The sequence below is a fragment of the Novosphingobium sp. genome (assembly GCF_965228995.1).
In the GTDB taxonomy this organism is placed as follows: domain Bacteria; phylum Pseudomonadota; class Alphaproteobacteria; order Sphingomonadales; family Sphingomonadaceae; genus Novosphingobium.
Genome location: NZ_OZ245852.1, coordinates 1385213 through 1402317, shown reverse-complemented (window position 1 = coordinate 1402317; position 17105 = coordinate 1385213). Strand labels below are relative to the sequence as shown.

Genomic DNA, 17105 nt, shown 5'->3' with positions numbered 1-17105 from the left:
CAACCTCGCATGACTGGCCGCATCCTGATCGTCGATGACGAACCCGCAATCCGGCGGCTGGTGCACGGAGCGGCCCTGCGCGCGGGCTACACCGTCAGCGAAGCCGGCACCGCCGCCGAAGCGCTGGCATTGGCTCAGCGCGAAGGCTGCGAGCTCGTCGTGCTCGACCTTGGCCTGCCCGACCGCGACGGCCTCGAGCTGGTGGCGTTGCTCAAAGCCATGGACCGCTCGGTTGTCGTGCTCACGGCGCGCGACGCCACTGCCGAAAAGGTCGCCGCGCTCGATCTCGGCGCGGACGATTACGTGGTCAAACCCTTTGATACCGAGGAATTGCTCGCACGGATGCGCACCGCCCTGCGCCATCGCGGTCCGTTCGGCGGCAGCGCCGCACCGCTGGCCATCGGAACCATCACGATCGACCTTTCAGCCCGCCGTGTGATGCGCGCGGGCGAAGAAGTGCGCCTGACCCGCAAGGAATACGCCGTCCTCGCCGAACTTGCGCGCCATCTCGACAGGGTCTTGACCCACGCAGCTTTGCTCCGCGCCGTCTGGGGCGAAGCGCATGTCGATGACGTCGAGTACCTGAGGGTCACGATGCGCGGCCTTCGGTTGAAACTAGAGGAGGACCCCGCGGCGCCGAAATTGTTGCGCAATGAGCCAGGGGTTGGCTACCGTTTGATTGCCTGAATTCGCCGACTGTTATCGCGCGGACCAGACCGGCAGCAATCTCTTGGCGAGCGGCCCACGAGCGGCGCCAAAATCAACGACCAACGGCGCGATCGCTGGCCTTTGGCGCGTCGTCGCGGCGATGAACGTCATCGCCGCTCACTCCGACGGATCGTCACCTCAGTGCACTTGCGCTTGCACCTTGGTTCAGTTGAGTCGCTCGGTGAAAACTTTATCGCGACACACTTTGTAACAAAAGTGGGTGGCGAAACATGACATTCGGTAAGGTGCAATTGATGGCAACGACCCTGCTCGCGGCAGGGCTTTTTGGCTCGGTCCCGGCGCTGGCGCAGGCCGCGCCTGATGCCCCGCCGCCCGCGCAGGCCGAAACCAAGTCATCCGAGCCGATCATTGTCACCGGTTCGTTGCTGCGCCGCAAGGAGACAGACGGCGCGCTGCCGATCACCTCGCTCTCTTCGTCGCAGCTGCAGGATCGCGGCATCAACACGATCGCCGATGCGCTCCAGTCGCTCGCCAACAACAATGCCGGCGCGCTGCCCACCTCGTTCAGCGCCAACGGCGCGTTCGCGGCCGGCGCATCCGGCGCTTCGCTGCGCGGCCTGACGACGTCCTCGACCCTCGTGCTGTTCGATGGCCTGCGCGCCGCCTATTATCCGCTGGCGGACGACGGCACGCGCAACTTCGTCGATCTCAACACCATTCCCGATGCCATCGTGGATCGCATCGAAGTCCTGAAGGACGGGGCTTCCTCAACCTATGGCGCCGACGCTGTCGCGGGCGTGATCAACATCATCATCAAGAAGGAAATCAAGGGCTTCCACGCTGATGTTTCGGCCGGCATCTCGGGCAAGAGCGATGCGGCCGAACGGCGGGCCTCGCTGACCTATGGCTATGGCGATCTCGTCGAGCGCGGGTTCAATGTCTACGTCAACGCCGAGTACCAGAAGAACGACGCGCTGCTCAACCGCGACCGCGGCTTCCCCTACAACACCTCGGACCTGAGCTCGCTTTGCGGCACCAGCGTCACCGATGGCTCACGAACTTGCCGCACCAACAACGTGACGAACGGCATCCAGGCCGACGGTTCGTTCCTCACGCCCGGCAATCCCACTTTCGCGACCACGGTGCCGGTGGTGCGTCCGATCGATGCAACCGGCATGCCCGCGGGCGCCTTCCAGCTGCTCAACCCCGCTGCTGGCTGCGGCGCGCTGCGTCCCGTTACGCTCACGCCCGATCAGCAGAACACCGATCCGGCCAATCCCTTCGCTGCCCAGCAGTGCCAGCAGGACAATGTCGCGCAATACGGCGTGATCTCGCCCAGCCAGGAACGCTTCGGCGCCACCGTGCATCTCACCGTGCAGACGGGTGACAACTCAAAGGCCTACGCGCTGTTCACCTATTACCAGAACCGGGTGGAATCGACCGGCACGCCGGCGAACGTGCTCAATATCACGCCGCCCGCCGCCTCTGGCGTGACGTATGACACGCGCCCCGGCTCCTCCACGCTGCTCACCCTGCCGGTCTATGTCTGCGCCGCGCGGGCCAATTGCAGCGCGGCCAACGGCACGCTCAATCCCAACAATCCCTTCGCGGCGGCAGGCCAGACGGCCGAGCTGCATTACATGCTGGCGGGTCCGCTGCCCGATACGATCACCTTCAGCCGCACCTATCGCGGCGCGGCGGGAATCACTGGCAGCTTCGGCAAGGATTGGGACTACACGCTTGATCTCACCGGCATGCGCACCGATCTCACGCAGACGACCACTGGCCAGATCTTCGTGCAGCATCTGCTCGATGTCGTGGCCGACGGCAGCTACAATTTCGTCGATCCGGCAGCCAATAGCGCGCAGATCCGCGATTATCTCACGCCCACCAACGTCAACCGCTCCAATTCGCAGCTCTTCCAGGCGCAGGCGAGCCTGAGCCACGCCTTCTTCACGCTGCCGGGCGGCGATCTGCAGGTCGGTGTGGGCGGCTCGGTCCGCTATGAATCGATCACGGCCCGCAGCGCCAACCCGGATAGCCCGCAGGGTCCGACTTACCGCTACTTCATCATCAATCCGGTCGGCGCGATCGGCCACCGCACTGTCGCCTCGGCCTACTTCGAAGCGGATGCGCCGGTCTTCAAGCAGCTCGATCTCAACGTCGGCGGCCGCTACGATCACTACAGCTCGGGCCAGAGCGCGTTCTCGCCCAAGTTCAGTGCGCGCTTCACCCCGATCCCCGAGATCGCGCTGCGCGGCGCCTATTCCCGCGGCTTCCGCATTCCGAGCTTTGCCGAATCGAATGGCCTGCCGACCACCGGCTTCATCACGGTCAACGCTCCGGCCGATTTCCAGGCGCAGCACGGCAACAACACCTACGGCCAGAACTACTACCTTGGCCTGACGACCACCGGCACCCAGGGCCTGCAGCCCGAAAAGTCGCGCAACTTCACCGGCGGCGTCGTGCTCACGCCCAAGCCCTGGCTCAGCTTCACGGCGGACTACTTCGATATCAAGAAGACCAACCTCATCGTCGGGGCAGACTACAGCACGGCGATCAACGCCTACTATGCCGGCCAGCCGATCCCGGCGGGCTTCGTCGTCACCCCCGATGTGGCGGATCCGCAGTACCCCAATGCCAAGCCGCGCATCCAGTTCATCCAGTACGGTTTCGTCAACGCCAACAGCCTCAAGATCAACGGCGTCGACTTCTCTGCCAACGCGCGCATTCCGCTCGGCCACGGCGCGCGGCTGACAAGCTCGCTGTCCGGCACCTATGTGATCAAGTACACCCAGAACGTGGGCGGCTCGATCCAGCGGTTCGATGGCACGCTCGGGCCCTATGTCATCACCTCGGCCTCGGGCACGCCGAAGTGGAAGGGCAACTGGCAGACCACGCTCGATACCCAGCGTTTCACCTTCACCACCACGGTCAACTACGTCAGCGGCTATGAAGGCGTTGCCGAAGACGTCGGCGGCACGCGGGGTGATTGCTTCGGCAGCGCGGCCAACACCGGCGTGCCGACAACCTATCGCGATGGTGTCACGCCGGTCGCCTGCCGCACCGGCTCCTTCATCGATGTCGATATGGTCGGCACGATCAAGGTGAACGATCGCTTCCTGCTCGACGCGACGGTCCTCAACGTGTTCGGCGCGAAGGCTCCCTACGATCCGACCACCTACGGCGGCTACCAGTATAACCCGGCCTGGGCCAATTCCGGCATCGTCGGGCGCTACTTCCGCATGGGCGCGCGCGTCAATTTCTGATCCGGCAGCGGGTGCCGCCCCGGCGCGGCACCCGCACGCCGAGTTGCCCCAAGAATAGTACTTGGGGATCAAACCCTTGGCATAAGCTTCACGCTCTCTCTCTTCGCGGAAATCGGGGTGCGAGACGGAGATCATCGCCCTCGTCCGCCCGGCGGCCGTCAAGGACTTGCGCGCAAGACACAATTCGTCACGAACCAGACGATTGCAGGCAATCAAATGTCATCATCGGAGCGGCAGTCCTACTTGCCATGGAGTCGCTCATGTTGCTTGCCTCGCTTCTTCTCATCTCGGCCCAGCCGCTGACTGCCCCCGCCACGGTCCATGCCGCGGCCGTGCCCTGCAATCCCGATGCCATGAAGAGCATCGCCTGCACGGCCCGCCGCCACAGCCCGGCCCCCCGCACTGCGGCGGCTCTGCCGGTGGTCTGCAATTCCGATCCGCTCAAGGGTGCCGCCTGTCATGCCCACCAGGCGCAGGCCCGGGCGGAAACGCGCAGCACCGGCACGCGCGGCGAAGAACTCGCGGCAGCTGACTGAACGACCCGCGCCAGGGGGGGCTTGCCGCCTCCCCTGCCCCCCTCTACGTTCGGACCCCGGCCATGACTGCACCTTCCATTCTGCTGGTTGAAGACGACGTTTCGCTGCGCATGCTCACCGCGCGGGCGCTGCGCGAAAATGGCTATGCCGTCCGCACTGCCGCCACCGGCGCCGAAATGTGGGTCATGCTGGAAGCCGAACCGGCCGGACTCGTGGTGCTTGACATCATGCTCCCCGGTGCCAGCGGGATCGAACTGTTCCGCAAGCTGCGCCGCCAGAGCGACGTGCCGATCATCTTCGCTTCCGCGCGCGGCAGCGAGGAGGACCGCGTGCTCGGCCTCGAACTCGGCGCAGACGATTACATCGCCAAGCCCTACAGCGCGCGCGAACTGATCGCGCGGATCGGCGCGGTGCTGCGGCGCGGCGGCGGCGAAGGCCTCAACAAGGGCGACGAGCGCACCAGCGAAGTCCATTTCGAGGGCTGGACGCTCTCGCTCTCGCGCCGCGAACTTCGCTCGCCCAGCGGCGCGATGGTCGATCTTACCGGCGCCGAATTCGATCTCCTCGCCACGTTCGTCAGCCACCGCCAGCGTGTGCTCGGGCGCGAGCGGCTGATCGAGCTCTCGCGCACGCGCCTTGGCGATAGTTCCGACCGCAGCATCGATGTGCTGGTCAGCCGCCTGCGCCGCAAGCTGTCGGCCAGCGGCAGCGAACCGCCGATCGTGACGGTGCGGGGGGTGGGCTACATGTTCAAGGCGGAAGTCCGGCGCGGTTGAAAGGCCCCAAACGCCTTGGCCTGCGCCGCCTTGGCCTGCGCCGCCTTGGCCTGACCGAGCGGCTGCTGACGATCCTGCTGCTTGTGGCGGCGGTCGATTTCCTCGCCAATACCTTCCTGTTCGATTCCGCCACGACGACCGCCGTCCAGCGTGACGATGCCGCGCGCATCGGTGAGCACCTCACTCTGGCTGCCAGTGTCATCACCCACGAATCGCCCGGCAGGCGGCCCGAAACGGTCAGCGCGCTCTCGACCCCGCGGTTCGAACTCGAATGGCAGCCGCGCGCGCCGGACGCGGCCGCCACCTCGCAAGACCCCGCTCTGGCGGCACGCATCCTTGCCGCAGGCCCGGCTCTGGCAGCAGGCGGCCAGCGCCTCTTCGTGGAGCACACACACTCCAGCCGCGATGTCTCCGGCACGCTGGTCCTCGCCGATGGCAGCGCGCTGCGCTTCCGCACATATGCCGGCGAAGTGCGGTTGCAGCTCTCGCTGTGGCAGATCCTGCCGATGCTGCTGCCCACGCTGCTGCTTGGCGCGCTGGCTTGGCTGATGTTCCGCGCCACGATGCGCTCGCTCCAGCGCCTCGTCAGTGCGCTTCGGAATATCGAGACCCCGAGCCCCGGCGGCCTGCCCGAGCAGGGACCCGATGAAGTGCGCCGCCTGATCCGCGCCTTCAACCAGATGCAGCGCCGCATCCAGCGCCAGCAGGCCGAGCGCACCCAGTCCATGCTCGCCATTGGCCACGACCTGCGCACGCCGCTGGCACGGCTCCAGCTCCGGCTCGATGGCGCGCGGCTGGAAGACGATACCCGCGCCGAACTCGAACACGATATCGGCGAGATGCGCCAACTGCTCGAATCGCTTCAGGCTTTCGTCGAAGCTGGCGGCACGCAGATCCCGCCGCAACGCATCGATATCGCGATCATGGCCGCCACGCTGGTCGATAGCGCCGCCGATCAAGGCATGGATGCGCACTACGATGGGCCGGAAAGCCTCGAGATCATGGCCCGCGCGGTATCGATCCGGCGCGCGCTGGCAAACCTGATCGACAATGCGCTGCACTATGCCGGCAACGTCCGCGTCTCGCTTTCGCAAGAGCCCGACGCCGTGGTCATCCGCATCGAGGACGATGGCCCCGGCATTCCGGAAGACCGTATCGAGGACGTGTTCCAGCCCTTCTTCCGGCTCGATACAGCCCGCACGCGCGATACACCGGGGATGGGGCTAGGGCTCTCGATCGTGAAGGCCGCGATCAGGCTCGAGGGTGGCTCGCTCGCCCTCATCAACAAGCGCCGCCAGGAGGATGAGGGCAGCGGGCTCGCCGCTGTGATCCGCCTGCCCCTGCCGGAAGACGCGCGGTCCGGCTGAACCGGCAGCTGTTGCAAAAACACCGCAGCATACGTTTTTTGCACCGCAGCAAGCTCAGCAACATTAAGACACCGCCCAGCAATCGAGCAGCAAACACGTTACCGTACGTTGCACGTCACCGAACAGGACGTGGCACCGGATGTTGAGATGCCACGCGAGCAGCGGCCGCAGGCAGGAACGGTATCCATAATCTCGGGCTCGGTCCCAGGGAGGTCGTTCCACATGAAGTTCCGTCTTGCCACCATGGCGCTTATGGCCGCCGTTTCGTCACTGGCAGCCACTGCGGCTTGCGCCGAGGAAACCGCGCCTCCCCCGGCCATTACCGTTTCGGGCAGCGTCGCGCTGGTCTCCGATTACCGCTTCCGCGGCGTCTCGCAATCGAATGGCGGCGCGGCCGTCCAGGGCGGCATCACTGTCAGCCATGAAAGCGGCGCCTACGCGGGCTTCTGGTCGTCGAACCTCGCCGGTTGGGGCACCTTCGGCGGTCCGAACCTCGAACTCGATCTTATCGCCGGGTACAAGTTCCCGGTGACCAAGTCTGTCGCGCTCGACCTCGGCCTGACTTTCTACACGTATCCCGGCGGCTCCAGCAAAACCGCTTTCGCTGAGCCCTATGTCAAGCTTTCGGGAACGGTCGGTCCGGCCAACCTGACCGCCGGCGTCGCCTATGCGCCCAAGCAGGAAGCGCTGGGCAAGTGGTACAACTCGGGCGCCTCGGCCGTTGCCGGTGTCTATGACAATCCGGGCGACAAGAAGGACAACCTCTACGTCTGGACCGATGCCGCTGCCGGCATCCCCTCCACGCCGATCACACTCAAGGGCCACATCGGCTATTCGAAGGGCAACTCCGGCCTCGGCCCCAACGGCACCAGCGTGGCACCAACGGGCAAGTACATTGATTGGCTGCTTGGTGCCGATGTCGCCTTCGGCAAGCTCACTCTCGGCGTCGCCTATGTCGATACGGACATCAGCGATGCCGAAGCCGCCTATCTCCAGCCCAACTTTTCCTCGACCAAGAACGGCAAGACAATCGCCGGCTCCAAGGTCGTGGTCTCGATCAGCGCGGCATTCTGATCGCATTCACGAGGTACGCAGCCTGCCCCCGGTTCCGAGCGGACCGGGGGTCTTTTTGTGCGGCAAGATGACCCTGTCCTACAGGTGCACCTTCGCAGTATGGCTGCGCAGATGGCTGCCAAACCTTGTAATTTCAGCGGAAAATGCCGCTCGGGCCATCGCCTTGCAGGTGCGCGCACGGGGCCGCAGGGTTCCGCCTCAGAACTGTGTCAACTGTGTCAACCTGACCTGAATCGGGCGGGCGGAGGTGGGTGCAAAGACCAAGGTGCGAACCTCCCGGTGAAGCGGGGGGGACCGAAAGGCTCGCACCCAGTTGCGACCGCGAAGAGGAGCTTTGCTCCATCGACCCGATGGTCAACAGGTGGGCTTCGGCCTCCCGGCTCTCAACCTGTCCCGGAGGGCAAAAGCAGCCGCGATGCAGGAGCGTTCAGAGCCCCGCTTCGATCGCCATGCGGATGGCATCCGCGCTGGTGCGCACACCCAGCGCCCGCAGCACGGCCGCGCGGTGCAGCTTCACGGTTCACTCACTCAGGCCCAGTTCATAAGCAATCTGCTTGTTGAGCCGCCCTGCCGCGATGCATTCGAGGATTTCGCGCTGGCGCCGCGAAAGCGAGGCGACCTTCTCGCGCGCCTCGACCGCACGCGCGCTCGGCACCGCATCGGCCGCGCCGGCGATTTCCACCTGGCTGCCGAGGAACCATTCAAGCTCGCCCGCCGCATCGAAGATCGGGGCGATCATCACCGCATTGCGAAACGGCGTTCCATCACGCTTGTAGTTGAGGAGTTCGACCATCACCGGCACACGCGCCGCGATCCCTTCGCGCAGCTGCGCGGTGAGTTCCGGTTCGGTGCCCGGGCCGCGCAGGAAGCGGCAGTTGCGGCCGATGATCTCCTCGCGGCCATAGCCGGTGAGCTCCATGAATGCCGCGTTGCAATCCACTATGGGATTGTCCGGTAGCCGCGGGTTGCTCACCACCGCAGCCACCAGGCTGTTTTCGATCATTGCGCCAATTGCCATATTTCTTCCCTTCGGCTCCGGCGCGCCGCGCGCAATTGCCCTTAGGTCCATGTTCCCAAAAACCGGCCCCGTCCCGATCCTTAGACCCAAGATTGCTGCATGGGTAAACCCATTTGCGACGGTGCTGCAAGATGTGCCGCGCGGACTTCCGCCCTTTTTCAGCAGCAAGTGCGTCGCCCACCTTGGCACGCAATCACCCTTTCGCCACGGAGCGCACGCATGAATTACGTCAACCACGAGTTCGAAGCGCGCGACGAAGATGGCAAACTGATCGTTCCCGAACCGGTTCAGGAAGCCATCCGCACTCTGCTGCGCTGGGCTGGCGATGATCCGGAGCGCGAAGGCCTGACCGATACGCCCGCCCGCGTCGGCCGCGCCTGGCGTGAGTATTGCGCCGGCTACGATGAAGATCCCGGCATCCACCTGCGCCGCACGTTCAGCGAAGTGGCAGGCTACGATGAGGTCGTCTTGCTGCGCGACATTCCCTTCCAGTCGCACTGCGAACACCACCTCGCCCCGATCACGGGTACGGCTTCCATCGCCTATCTCCCCCGGAACCGCGTCGTCGGCATTTCCAAGCTCGCCCGCGTGCTGCACGGCTTCGCCCGTCGCCTCCAGATCCAGGAGCGCCTGACCAGCGAAGTTGCCAACTGCATCTGGGACAATCTCCAGCCGCATGGCGTCGCCGTGGTGATTGATGCGCAGCACGGCTGCATGACCGGGCGCGGCGTGCGCACTCCCGGCGTCGGCATGGTCACCAGCCGGATGCTCGGGTGCTTCCTCGAAGATGACAGCAGCCGCAAGGAAGTGCTGTCGCTGATGGGCCGTAAGTAACGGTTGCCAGAGAGATGCCGAGCGTTGCCATCGTCGGGGCCGGAATTGCCGGTCTCTCCTGCGCAGACATGCTGGCCGAGCAAGGCTGGCAGGTTACACTGTTCGACAAGGGCCGCAGGCCCGGCGGGCGCATGGCCTCGCGCCGGATCGATACCGCGCACGGCGAGGCCAGCTTCGATTTCGGCGCACAATACTTCACCGTTCGCGATAACGCCTTTGCCGCCACTGTCGCGCGCTGGGCCGAGGCCGGGCTCGCCGTGCGCTGGCCCGAAGCGGGCGCGGATGCGTGGATCGGTGTTCCGTCCATGAACGTGGTTGTCCGCGATATGGCGGCGCGGCACGATGTGCGTTTCTCGCACCATGTCAGTGGCCTTGCCCGAGAGGGCATGCACTGGCGCCTGCTCGGTGAAGGCATGCCGACCGAGCATTTCGATGCCGCAGTGCTCGCGCTTCCCGCCGAGCAAGCCGCGCCGATTCTCACGCTCCACGATTTTGAACTCGCCCGCACGGCGCTTTTCGCCCGTTCGCAGCCTTGCTGGACCGGTATGTTCGCTTTCGAGCAGCCCCTGCCGCATGGCGAGCACATCCTGCGCAATCACGGTATTCTCGCGTGGGCTGCCCGCGACAGCGCCAAGCCGGGCCGCGCCGGACCGGAAAGCTGGATCGTCCAGGCCACTCCGCAATGGTCGACCGCGCATCTCGAGCGCCAGCCCGAGGAGATTGGCCCCCACCTGCTCGCCGCGCTGCACGAGGCAACCGGCGGCGAGGCGCTCGCCCCGCTCGCGCATTCGATCCATCGTTGGCGCTATGCCCTTTCGGCCGGCACCGGCCTCGGCTGCCTGTGGAATGCGAACCAGCAGATCGGCGCCTGCGGTGATTGGCTGCTCGGCCCCCGCGTCGAATGCGCGTGGGTTTCAGGGCGCATGCTTGGCGAGCGCATGCTCGGCGCCGCGCGCGAGGCCGCCTGACAACCGGCACCGGGCACTACCGGATCGCTCACATTCTCGCCACAAGGCCGCGCAATGCAGCCAGACGGCGGGAGTACCAGGCATGACACACAACGAGACAGGCGATGAGATCAGCATTCGGCCGGCAAGCGCCGCCGACGGCGATGAAATCGCAGCCCTTCACTGCGCAAGCTGGCGCGATGTCTATGCCGATGTGCTTGATCGGGCGTATCTTGCGGGACCGATCGAAGCCGATCGCCGCGCGGTCTGGAGCGATCGACTCGCGCACCCGTGCGCCGCGCAGTCGGTGCTTGTCGCGCAAACTCCGGAGCAGGCTATTGCCGGGTTTGTTTGCCTCTTCCGGGAGAGCGATCCGCGCTGGGGCAGCCTGATCGACAATCTCCATGTGCACCCCGCGCTGCGCGGCAGACATATCGGCGAAAGACTTCTTCACGCCGCCGTTGCCGAACTCGAGCCTGATCAGCCTTTCCACCTTTGGGTCTTCGAAGCGAATGTGGCCGCTACCCGGTTCTATCAGCGACTGGGCGGCGTAATCTCCGAACGCGCTCTCGACGACATGCCCGCTGCACGGGGCGCACCGATCCTGCGGATAACATGGCCCGGTGCGGCAAGCCTGCTCGTGCGGGATTGAGCAAGCCGCTCTGCGAAGCTAGACCATGCGCCATGTCCAACGCCCCAACGTCCCTCAAGCTCAAGCTCCAGATCCTGTGCGGTGATGCCATCGCCATGGGGCCGGGCAAGGCGGACCTGCTCGACGCGATCAGCGCCGAAGGCTCGATCTCCGGCGCAGGGCGGCGGCTTGGCATGAGCTATCGGCGCGCGTGGCAGCTGGTCGATCTGATGAACCGATGCTGGTCCGCGCCGCTGGTGGAAACGTCCCCCGGCAGCGCCCGCGGTGGCGGCGCGCGGCTGACTGCGGACGGCACCGAAATTCTCTCTGCCTACCGCGCCCTGCAAGCAGCGCTTGAGTATCGCGGCGCGGGGCCTGAGCTCACGGCGCTGGAAGCGAAGCTGCGGGCTAGGCCGCTCCGCAGCCAGGCCGACCGCAGCGAACTGGCGGACGAGGACTGAGCACCAAGGCCTTAGCGTCAACTTCCGGCCCAGACCAATCACGCGGTCCGTCCGCGCTCGTTGCGCCCACCCCGGCACCACCGGGCCGCCGCGTCCGCTTTCGCGAATCGAACGCGCTATCTTCGCCGCACGATTGCGAACCGGCCCACGGGGTACTCCGGAAAACTGAGGCACCCCGCCACGTCAGACCAAAGTCGCGGCTGAAGTGCCAAGTTCGGCGAAGTAGCGCGCCATGGCATCGGCAGCCTTGTCGGTCAGCGTGATGAAAGCGCGGCGGCGATCCGTTTCATCGTCGACGCGCTGGAGCAGGCCGGCATCTGTCATCTGGCCGATCCAGCGCAGCGCAGTCGTCGGCGGGACGCCCGAGGCGATGCAGAGCGAGGTGACCGACACACGGACATGTTCGGCGCGCGCGGCGGTCAGATCGAGCAGCATGTCCCAAGCGGGATCGGCGAAGAGATCGCCCTCGAAGAAGCGTGCACGCAGCTGGCGCTGGCGGATGATCTTGCGCACGAGGCGCGGATCGGGAAGCGGCGGGCGCGCTGCGCGAACGAGGCGATCCGTGCCATCATCAAGCCGCGCTTCTTCACCGGCTCCGTCGAAACGAAATGCCGAAGGTTGCGCCGCAGCCCCGCCCGAACTTGACGAGAGCGCCTCAAGCTTCTGAGCGATCTGGCCGACCTGCTCGGTCAGGCGCAGCAGCGCCAGCCGGTCCTCTTCCGAGAGTTCGCGCACGCGGTTGCCTGCGCGGGCGAGCGTACGACCCAGCGCGATCACCCGGTCCGCACGGGTTGGCGTGACGAGGATCTGCGCTTCGCTCTGGTCAAGGCAGCCGAACACATCATCGAGCGAGCCGATGCTCGTCGAGACGACAAGGTGCGAGCCGCTCTTGGCAGCGCGCAGATCGAGCCGCGCCAGTGCTGCGAGTTCCGCCCCGTCGATCACCGGACAATCGACAAGTACCAGATCACCAAGCGCAGGCCCGGCTTCTGCGCCAAGCAGGTTGCCGAGATCGGCCGTCTGCGCGATGCGCAGACCGGCGGCCACGGCATCTTCCTCCATCTCGGCACGCAGATAGCTGCGATCGGCAAAGATGGAGACCGCCAGCGCAGAGGTGCCGCGATCCTGCACCCGCCCCAAGGCACGGTCATGCCCCCGATCGCGCATTTCCACGACGCGAGGAGCCTGCGCATCGCCATCGCCATAGTCGAACTGCCTGGCAGCCTGTCCCATCGAAACCACACTCCGTAAATGTCCGTATGCGAACAAGAGTGGAACAAAACAGGCTCAGGTCAAGATCATATGCCTCCAAACTGGATGAAGGTGGCGCGCAGACCCCCCGGAGGTTCGCTTCAACCCGCGCAAATCCAACAATTTATGCAGTGCAGCGCGGATGCATTCCGCGCTGCAGCAAAGCGCCGACTGGAAGCCGGACACACGGCTTTGTCCCCAAGCCAGGCTGGCCGGAGGACCAATCACGCCCGATTCGGCGTCCGCTGGTCAGTCGATGAAAGGATCGCGCACGAGGATCGTGTCCTCGCGCTCGGGGCTCGTCGAAACCAGCGCGACCGGCGTTTCGATCAGTTCCTGCACGCGCTGGATGTACTTGATCGCCTGCGCCGGGAGATCGGCCCATGAACGCGCGCCTGCGGTTGTGCCCTGCCAGCCGTCCATTTCCTCGTAGATCGGCTCAACCGCAGCCTGATCGGCGGCATGGCTCGGGAAGTAATCGAGGACCTTTCCGCGCAGGCGGTAGCCGGTGCAGATCCTCACCTTGTCGAACCCGTCGAGCACATCGAGCTTGGTCAGCGCAATGCCGGTGACGCCCGAGATCGCGCAGGACTGGCGCACCAGCACCGCATCGAACCAGCCGCAGCGGCGCTTGCGCCCCGTGACCGTGCCGAATTCGTGCCCGCGCTCACCCAGCCGCTGGCCCACTTCATCCTCCAGCTCGGTCGGGAAGGGCCCCGAACCGACGCGGGTGGTATAGGCCTTGACGATGCCCAGCACGAAGCCGGTCGAATTGGGGCCAAGCCCCGAACCCGAAGCCGCCGTGCCCGATACGGTGTTGGACGAAGTGACGAACGGATAGGTGCCGTGATCGACATCGAGCAGCACGCCCTGCGCGCCTTCAAACAGGATGCGTGCGCCCGCTTTGCGCACCTTTTTCAGGCGTTTCCACACAGGCTGCGCATATTGCAGCACGAAGGGCGCGATCTCGCGCAGCTCATCGAGCAGTGCTTCGCGGTCCACCGGCGGCTGGCCGAAACCGGCGCGCAACGCGTCGTGATGGGCGCAGAGCCGGTCCAGCTGCGAATCCAGCGCATCGAGGTGCGCAAGATCGCAGACGCGGATCGCGCGGCGGCCGACCTTGTCCTCATAGGCGGGGCCGATGCCGCGCCCGGTCGTGCCGATCTTGCCGGAACCGGCGGCTGTTTCGCGCAGGCCATCGAGATCGCGGTGCAGCGGCAGGATCAGCGGGCAATTATCGGCAATCGCGAAGTTTTCGGCGTGGATAGTCACGCCCTGCGCGGTCAGCTTCTCGATCTCTGCCTTGAGCGCCCAGGGATCGAGCACCACGCCGTTGCCGATGATCGAAAGCGTGCCCCTGACAATGCCCGACGGCAGCAGCGAGAGCTTGTAGACCGACCCGTCTACCACGAGCGTGTGGCCGGCATTGTGACCGCCCTGGAAGCGCACCACGGCATCGGCGCGGCTTGCCAGCCAATCGACGATCTTGCCCTTGCCCTCATCGCCCCACTGGGCGCCGATCACGGTCACGTTGGCCATGTGCCTGCTTTTTCCATCCTGCCCTCAGCGGGCCATTGTACGGTGCATCCGATAGCGCTCCAAGCTTGGAGCGTGGCGAAACGGAGGAGCGCGTCCGGGCGGCGGGAAGCCCCAATTCGGAGCGCGCGTTAGGGGCTTAAGCGCAGCCAAGTCAAGGGCGCGTGCCGTGAGGGGTGCCAATTCATGCGCCGGTAAGCTGGGGCCGTGCAATCCTGTGCGCCGCCACTGCAAATCCGGGGGTTCCATCATGCGCAAGATGTAGATGGCAGGCATTCAGGCAGGCAGATGTGCTCGCCGCTGCGCTGCGCAAGGCAGGTACCGCCGGTTTCGCTCGCGACGGCCTTCAAGGACATCTCGAAATCAAGCGGCGGCTGGGCAAGCCTGATCCCTTGCGATGGTCGTTGTCGATCTTTGGCTCAAGGCGACGTTCGCCGGATAGTTGCCGAGCAGTTGGAATGGAGTTTCGCTGCATGCTTCCCCTGCCCCACGCGGTAAACCTGCTTTCGGCGTTGGCGCAAGAACACCGGCTTGCAGTGTTCCGCCTGCTGGTGAAAGCCGGGCCGCAAGGCCTGCCTGCCGGCGTGATCGCACGCGAAGTGGGCGCGCGCCCGAACACACTTTCCACGCATCTGGCGATCCTCGATCATGCCGGACTGGTTTCCGCGCGGCGCGAGGGGCGCTCGGTGATCTATGCCGCCAATTTTGGGGCAATGCGCGATTTGCTCGGCTTCCTGGTGGAAGACTGCTGCGGCGGCAATCCGGAGATCTGCGCGCCGCTCGCCGAACTGGCGCGCGATTGCGGGGCCTGCGCATAAGTTCTCGCGGGGGCTGACGGGCGCTTCGATCGCCGCGTTCATCATCGGAAAATTGGCCGGGGCGCTCGCGGCACTTGCGGTGCCGGGCCGGCTTCTGGCAGAGGATCCGGCATGACAGATACCTTTCCCATCACGATCTACCACAACCCCAAGTGCGGCACCTCGCGCAATGCGCTGGCGATGATCGAGGCGGCGGGTTACGCCCCCACGGTCGTCGAATATGTCAAAGCCGGCTGGACGCGCCCGCAGCTGGACACGATTCTCGCGGACATGGGCGCCGCGCCCCGCGACATCATGCGCGCCAAGGGCACCCCGGCGGAAGACCTCGGCCTCACCGATCCCGGCGCGAGTGACGAGGCGATCCTTGCCGCGATGGTGGAGCATCCGATCCTGGTGAACCGGCCCATCGTGGTCAGCCCCAAGGGCACCAAGCTGTGCAGGCCTTCGGAAGTGGTGCTCGAACTGCTCGATCACCGGCCCGAAAGCTTCACCAAGGAAGATGGCGAGGTGGTGAAGCTTTAAAGCTTCACCGGATCGCTGCCGCTGAGTTCGTGCGTGCAGGCGAGCGATGCCGCGCTGTCCGCCGCGCTCAGCGCCGCCACTGTGCGCCAGCCGATGCTGCGCAGGCGGGCGGCGACATCCCGGTCGTGGCCGAGCGGCAGGAACACGCTGTCCTCGCCGCGTTCGGCATCGGCCACTTGCGCGATCAGGCCATCGGGATAGAGCGAGAAGCCGGTGGCGACTTCGCCTTCTCCGCTGCCTGCGATCCGGTATGTGCCGCCCCGGCCCAGCGCGCCGCGCACCCCATCGGCGTAGAGCGTGAAACCCAGCCACGACTGATATTCAAAGCCGTGCCGCTCCGAAGGATCGAGCGTGAGGCGCGCCGCACCGCCGAGCGCGGCGGCAATGGCACGCAGCGCGGCAATGCGGCCGGCAAGCGCCCCGCCGGCGTCGATGGCGGCGAGCTTTTCAATCGCAGTATCGAAATCGCCGGTGGCGTATAGAAGCGGAACATAAGCTTCGCCGCCTGCATCGACGAGGCCGCCCGCATCCTTGGTATCGAGCTCCCGCCGCACCGCTTCGATTTGCTCGGGCGCCAGCGGGAAGGCCTTCTCCGCCAGCGTATCGACGAGATCGGGCAGCGTGAAATCGACGCTGACGCCCTGCGCGCCCGCTGCCTGAAGCGCCTCGATCGCGATGGACACCACTTCGCAGGCCGCTGCCACGTTGTCCGTGCCGATCAGTTCGGCGCCGCATTGCAACCGCTCGCGCGCCGGGTCCAGCGCATCGCCCTTGATGGTGAGCACCTGGCCCGCATAGCACAGCCGCAAGGGCCGCGCCGCGCCGGCGAGGCGGGTGCCAGCGATGCGGCCGATCTGCGGCGTATGATCGCTGCGCAGTGCCATCATTCGCAAGCTGGCCGGATCGACAAAGCGGAACATGCGCCGCTGGTTGATCCCATCCATCCGCGCGGCCAGGCTGCGCTCGAACTCGATCATCGGCGGCAGCACCCGGTCATAGCCGTGGCCATGCATGACATCCTGCAAACTGCGCATCACGCGCGTGGTCGCGGCAGCCTCGCGCGGCAGGCGGTCTTCAAGGCCCTCGGGCAGGAGATCGGGGTTCGGTTCGCTCATGACAGCCGCGCCCTAGCCCATGGCGGGCTGGATGCGAACCCCATTTGGGCGGGGTGACCTGTCGGGATTCCTTACGGTTGACACAGTTGACACAGTCCAGAGGATTGAATGCATTCGATCAGTGGGGCGAGTTTGATCGGCTGGAACGATTAATGGGGGTGTGGGCGCGGGCGTGGGCTTGCGGCATTTCCGGGCGGCCTTTGCGGGCTGGCGAGGAAAGGAAATGTCGCAGATTTGGGTGGTGTAGGAAAGCGATCAGCGTTCTGAAAAGGCTATGCCAA

At 65.6% G+C, this 17105-nt stretch carries 15 protein-coding genes and 1 pseudogene; 12 read left to right on the top strand and 4 right to left on the bottom strand.

Annotated features, from left to right (window positions below):
* The first annotated feature begins 9 nt into the window (after nucleotides 1–9).
* The 6 genes from ACO056_RS06545 to ACO056_RS06520 all read left to right on the top strand — a co-directional run bounded on the left by ACO056_RS06545 (nucleotide 10) and on the right by ACO056_RS06520 (nucleotide 7691).
* Nucleotides 10–687 (top strand): response regulator transcription factor, encoded by a 678-nt coding sequence (locus ACO056_RS06545; RefSeq protein ID WP_421853582.1) that lies wholly within the window; start codon nucleotides 10–12, stop codon nucleotides 685–687.
* A gap of 275 nt (nucleotides 688–962) precedes the next feature.
* Nucleotides 963–3938: a TonB-dependent receptor plug domain-containing protein gene (locus tag ACO056_RS06540; RefSeq protein ID WP_421853579.1), complete on the top strand. Its 2976-nt coding sequence runs from the start codon at nucleotides 963–965 to the stop codon at nucleotides 3936–3938.
* A gap of 260 nt (nucleotides 3939–4198) precedes the next feature.
* The gene (locus ACO056_RS06535; protein ID WP_421853576.1) at nucleotides 4199–4474 is read left to right on the top strand and encodes a hypothetical protein; all 276 of its coding nucleotides are present in this window, start codon (nucleotides 4199–4201) and stop codon (nucleotides 4472–4474) included.
* 62 nt (nucleotides 4475–4536) lie between these two features.
* Nucleotides 4537–5250 (top strand): response regulator transcription factor, encoded by a 714-nt coding sequence (locus ACO056_RS06530; RefSeq protein ID WP_421853573.1) that lies wholly within the window; start codon nucleotides 4537–4539, stop codon nucleotides 5248–5250.
* Nucleotides 5247–6617 carry an ATP-binding protein gene (locus ACO056_RS06525; protein ID WP_421853570.1) on the top strand — a complete coding sequence of 457 codons (1371 nt, stop codon included), beginning with the start codon at nucleotides 5247–5249 and terminating at the stop codon, nucleotides 6615–6617. Before ACO056_RS06530 ends, ACO056_RS06525 begins: the two co-directional genes overlap by 4 nt.
* A gap of 222 nt (nucleotides 6618–6839) precedes the next feature.
* A complete protein-coding gene (locus ACO056_RS06520) occupies nucleotides 6840–7691 on the top strand; it encodes a TorF family putative porin (protein WP_421853567.1) in 852 nt (283 codons plus the stop codon).
* Nucleotides 7692–8118: 427 nt separating this feature from the next.
* Here the strand turns inward: ACO056_RS06520 and ACO056_RS06515 are convergent.
* Nucleotides 8119–8709, bottom strand: a pseudogene (locus tag ACO056_RS06515) (LuxR C-terminal-related transcriptional regulator).
* Between the two features lie 219 nt (nucleotides 8710–8928).
* On the opposite strand from ACO056_RS06515, the gene folE reads away from it, so the two are divergent.
* The 4 genes from folE (at nucleotide 8929) to ACO056_RS06495 (ending at nucleotide 11582) form a co-directional block, all read left to right on the top strand.
* Nucleotides 8929–9543: a GTP cyclohydrolase I FolE gene (gene folE / locus ACO056_RS06510; protein WP_421853564.1), complete on the top strand. Its 615-nt coding sequence runs from the start codon at nucleotides 8929–8931 to the stop codon at nucleotides 9541–9543.
* A gap of 14 nt (nucleotides 9544–9557) precedes the next feature.
* Nucleotides 9558–10511: an NAD(P)/FAD-dependent oxidoreductase gene (locus ACO056_RS06505; protein WP_421853561.1), complete on the top strand. Its 954-nt coding sequence runs from the start codon at nucleotides 9558–9560 to the stop codon at nucleotides 10509–10511.
* Nucleotides 10512–10593: 82 nt separating this feature from the next.
* Nucleotides 10594–11142, top strand: coding sequence for a GNAT family N-acetyltransferase (locus ACO056_RS06500; RefSeq protein WP_421853558.1), 549 nt, complete (start codon nucleotides 10594–10596; stop codon nucleotides 11140–11142).
* Nucleotides 11143–11174: 32 nt separating this feature from the next.
* Nucleotides 11175–11582: a winged helix-turn-helix domain-containing protein gene (locus ACO056_RS06495; protein WP_421853555.1), complete on the top strand. Its 408-nt coding sequence runs from the start codon at nucleotides 11175–11177 to the stop codon at nucleotides 11580–11582.
* Nucleotides 11583–11765: 183 nt separating this feature from the next.
* Here ACO056_RS06495 and ACO056_RS06490 read toward each other — a convergent pair whose 3' ends face one another.
* Both ACO056_RS06490 and ACO056_RS06485 read right to left on the bottom strand, forming a co-directional pair.
* Nucleotides 11766–12749 carry a winged helix DNA-binding protein gene (locus ACO056_RS06490; RefSeq protein ID WP_421855333.1) on the bottom strand — a complete coding sequence of 328 codons (984 nt, stop codon included), beginning with the start codon at nucleotides 12747–12749 and terminating at the stop codon, nucleotides 11766–11768.
* A gap of 333 nt (nucleotides 12750–13082) precedes the next feature.
* Nucleotides 13083–14372, bottom strand: coding sequence for an adenylosuccinate synthase (locus ACO056_RS06485; RefSeq protein WP_421853552.1), 1290 nt, complete (start codon nucleotides 14370–14372; stop codon nucleotides 13083–13085).
* 470 nt (nucleotides 14373–14842) lie between these two features.
* Between ACO056_RS06485 and ACO056_RS06480 the strand changes: the two genes are divergently transcribed.
* Nucleotides 14843–15187, top strand: a complete 345-nt coding sequence (locus ACO056_RS06480) for an ArsR/SmtB family transcription factor (protein ID WP_421853549.1) — start codon at nucleotides 14843–14845, stop codon at nucleotides 15185–15187.
* A 111-nt stretch (nucleotides 15188–15298) separates the two neighbouring features.
* Nucleotides 15299–15709 (top strand): arsenate reductase (glutaredoxin), encoded by a 411-nt coding sequence (arsC, locus tag ACO056_RS06475; protein WP_421853547.1) that lies wholly within the window; start codon nucleotides 15299–15301, stop codon nucleotides 15707–15709.
* Here arsC and ACO056_RS06470 read toward each other — a convergent pair.
* Nucleotides 15706–16824 carry an ATP phosphoribosyltransferase regulatory subunit gene (locus tag ACO056_RS06470; protein ID WP_421853544.1) on the bottom strand — a complete coding sequence of 373 codons (1119 nt, stop codon included), beginning with the start codon at nucleotides 16822–16824 and terminating at the stop codon, nucleotides 15706–15708. The two genes, arsC and ACO056_RS06470, sit on opposite strands and share 4 nt — an antisense overlap.
* Between the last annotated feature and the right edge of the window lie 281 nt (nucleotides 16825–17105).